This window comes from Anaerobutyricum hallii DSM 3353 (assembly GCF_000173975.1).
Classification (GTDB): Bacteria; Bacillota; Clostridia; order Lachnospirales; family Lachnospiraceae; genus Anaerobutyricum; species Anaerobutyricum hallii.
This window is the reverse complement of sequence record NZ_ACEP01000019.1, coordinates 1-3,425: the sequence shown is the minus strand read 5'-3', so window position 1 is coordinate 3,425 and position 3,425 is coordinate 1. Positions and strand designations below refer to the sequence as shown.

4 protein-coding genes are annotated in these 3,425 nt (G+C 37.9%); all 4 read right to left on the bottom strand.

The window, feature by feature from the left end; translation table 11 throughout:
* Window positions 1–82 precede the first annotated feature (82 nt).
* The gene (gene nifU / locus EUBHAL_RS01320) at window positions 83–508 is read right to left on the bottom strand and encodes a Fe-S cluster assembly scaffold protein NifU (RefSeq protein ID WP_005343881.1); all 426 of its coding nucleotides are present in this window, start codon (window positions 506–508) and stop codon (window positions 83–85) included.
* Entirely contained in the window at window positions 498–1,685 is a 1,188-nt protein-coding gene (gene nifS, locus EUBHAL_RS01315; protein ID WP_005343880.1) for a cysteine desulfurase NifS, read from the bottom strand. The genes nifU and nifS overlap by 11 nt, the downstream gene beginning before the upstream one ends.
* A gap of 239 nt (window positions 1,686–1,924) precedes the next feature.
* Window positions 1,925–2,335, bottom strand: coding sequence for an RrF2 family transcriptional regulator (locus EUBHAL_RS01310; protein WP_005343876.1), 411 nt, complete (start codon window positions 2,333–2,335; stop codon window positions 1,925–1,927).
* A gap of 110 nt (window positions 2,336–2,445) precedes the next feature.
* Window positions 2,446–3,189 (bottom strand): hypothetical protein, encoded by a 744-nt coding sequence (locus tag EUBHAL_RS01305; protein WP_005343875.1) that lies wholly within the window; start codon window positions 3,187–3,189, stop codon window positions 2,446–2,448.
* Window positions 3,190–3,425: the final 236 nt, after the last annotated feature.

The window sequence follows — 3,425 nt, the reverse complement described above, 5'->3', positions numbered from 1 at the left end:
GCCTTTTTCATTTTCGTCTGTTAATTATCTAATAAGCCGCCTATCAACTGTCTGTCAAATGGTTCATCAACCACCAAATCAACTATTCCCCACATGTTGGGCAATCGTCTGGTGCAAATTTTTCTTTATCGTACTCGATTCCATTCTTATCGTAGTAGTCTTTTACAGCAGCCTTTACAGCTTCTTCTGCTAATACGGAACAGTGAATCTTGTGTGTTGGCAGTCCGTCAAGGGCCTCAACTACAGCTTTATTAGATAATTCTAAGGCATCATCAATAGATTTACCTTTAATCATCTCTGTTGCCATAGAGCTGCTGGCGATTGCGGAACCGCATCCAAATGTATTAAACTTTACATCTTCAATGATACCGTCTTTTACTTTGATGTACATCTTCATGATGTCACCACATTTTGCATTACCTACTTCTCCGATACCGTCTGCATCGTCCATTTTCCCTAAGTTTCTTGGGTTACGGAAATGATCCATTACTTTTTCACTATATAACATGTTTCTTTTCTCCCTTCTCAAGTTCTTCCCAAACTGGTGAAATGTTTCTTAAATAAGAAACGATTTCCGGAACTTCTTTAATGATATATTCAATCTGTTCTGGTGTATTCTCTTCACATAATGTAAGACGGAGTGATCCGTGTGCAACTTCGTGAGGAAGTCCGATTGCTAATAATACATGGCTAGGGTCAAGAGAACCTGATGTGCAGGCACTTCCTGAAGAAGCCTCGATTCCCTTTTCATCAAGTAAAAGTAAAAGGGATTCTCCCTCGATTCCTTCGAAACAGAAGTTTACGTTACCTGGAAGTCTCTTCTTAGCATCACCGTTCAGACGGGAATGTTCAACCTGTGAAAGGCCTTCAATTAAGCGGTCTCTCATAGCAGAAATCTTTGCCATGTTCTCATCTAAGTTTGCTACAGCTTCTTTTAATGCTGCTGCCATACCAACAATGGCAGGAATATTCTCTGTACCAGCTCTTCTTCCTCTTTCCTGTGCGCCACCTTCAATCAAGTTAAACAGTGGAACACCCTTTCTAACGTAAAGGACACCGATTCCCTTTGGTCCGTGGAACTTATGTCCGGATAAAGATAACATATCAATGTTCTGTGCGTGTACGTTCACTGGAACATGTCCAACTGCCTGTACTGCATCTGTGTGGAATGTTACTTTCTTTTCTTTACAAATCTTTGCAATCTCATCTATTGGCTGTAATGTACCAATCTCATTGTTCGCATACATAATAGTAACTAATGCTGTATCTTCACGAATTGCCTTCTCTACGTCAGCAGGATCAACAATTCCGTCTGCTCCAACATCAAGTAATGTTACTTCAAAGCCTTCTCGCTCTAACTTCTTAAGAGTATGGAGAACGGCATGATGTTCAATCTTTGTGGAAATGAGGTGTTTCTTACCCTTCTTTGCTCCAAAAAGAGCAGCAGAACGAATAGCCTGGTTGTCTGCTTCGCTTCCGCCGGAAGTAAAGTAAATCTCATTAAAATCTGCACCTAATGCTTCTGCAACATCTTCTCTTGCTTTCTGAAGCACTTCTGCAGCACGCTGTCCGGTAGAATGCAGGCTGGATGGGTTTCCAAATACCTCATTCATGCACTTTGTCATCGCATCTATCGCAACAGGACTCATCTTTGTAGTTCCCGCATTATCTGCATAAATATACATAAATTCACCCTCTTCTTTCTAAATCCTATCTAGTGTATAGGAATTATATCTTGAAAATCCTATCTTGTCAATAGGATTTTATTAAAAAGATACCGCTATTCTTGTTTTTTATCATGTACATAATTTCCGAAAAAATACTTCTTAAAATACTTTCTGTCTCTCTTATATTACTTTTATATCCATACGCCATCATAATTTTTACATAAAAAACAACCTCATAAAAATACTGGAGAACCAGGTTAAACCCGACCCTCCAGCAAATCCTCAAGCGTCACTGTCTCTAAATAATCATCAATAATCCCATCCAGTTTCTGCCACATCGGAAGAGTAATACAATATCCTGCCTTTTCGCAGGTTACTTTCCCACCCTCTAAGCAATTGACAGGAGCCAATGTTTTTTCTGTCAGCTTTAAAATAGAACCGATTGTGTACTCAGACGGCTTTCGCGCCAGACGATATCCTCCTTTTTTCCCGCGTCCACTTATAAGCATATTGCCTTTGTGAAGCAGGCTCACGATCATCTCTAAATACTTCATGGATATATTTTGATTCTCCGCAATTTCTTTTAACGGAATTAATTCTTCTCTGTCATTCTGTGCTAAATAGATCATTACACGAAGTGCGTAACGGCCTTTGGACGAAACCATCATAATTCGCCACCTCCTAATTCCTAATAATATACTAGGAATTAAGAAATAGCAAGCACTATTTTTAATGCAATAAACTTCATAAAGATTTTCAGCAAATGTATAAATGAGCTTTATGCAGACAACTCTGGCTTTCTTCCATAAATATTTTTCAATACTTTAACCAGTACTTTTTTCTGTACTGTCCCATACTCTGACGTCTCAGGTATAACATATGCGCTCTTTTCTCCACAAGCTGACGAAATAGAAAATGTTGCCAAATTCTGAAGATTTGATGCAAAGTTCGCCATCATAACATCAGCTAACTTATCAGAAACTTTCTGAACCTTCCAGCAATTCTTTGCTTTCACAAAACGAATTGTAACTGTTTTTGTCTTAAAACGATTAAACTTTGTATCTTTCTGCGATTTGTCAATAATTCCATTTACCAGCTTTATAACCTGCTTTTCTGACATGGAAGATAAATTATCAAGCTTTCCATCTGCCATATAATAAAATGCATTCATACAGAAATTAAATGTAAAATCCTCGCAATTCACATAGCGGAACTTCACTTTCACATCTGCCTTATTGCCCTTTTTCTTTGTGGAAATGATACGATAACTCATCTTACTGGCGCATTTAGCAAAATACTTTTTACCACTCGGAACCATGTAAAATGCCGACACAAGCTGTCCACCTTCTCCCCAGTCCTTCACATAGCGGTTCATTCCTTTGTAGTCAAATTCTTTCATCTCTTTGAAAAATGCTTTCTCAGAAACTTTCAGGCTTTTGCCTGCTGCTTCCACATTCTGTGCTGGTGCCAGCACAATAAAAAGCATGATAAGAGACATAACTAATGCATGAATTTTTTTCATAAGCTTCTCCTTTTTCTCTCTTTGGGCCGTAAAAATCAGCCTTTATTCAATGCAAGATTGTGACAGAAGTCCTCACAGTAAACAAAACAGGTGTACGCCAACTTTTATTCAATATACGAAGCCTCTCCATATCAAACATTGTCTTTGCTGTTTATTATAACATATGCCTTTCTTCCTGTTAATTACAATATATCATTTGTAATATAAATTTAATCTTTTTTATATTTCTATAATTA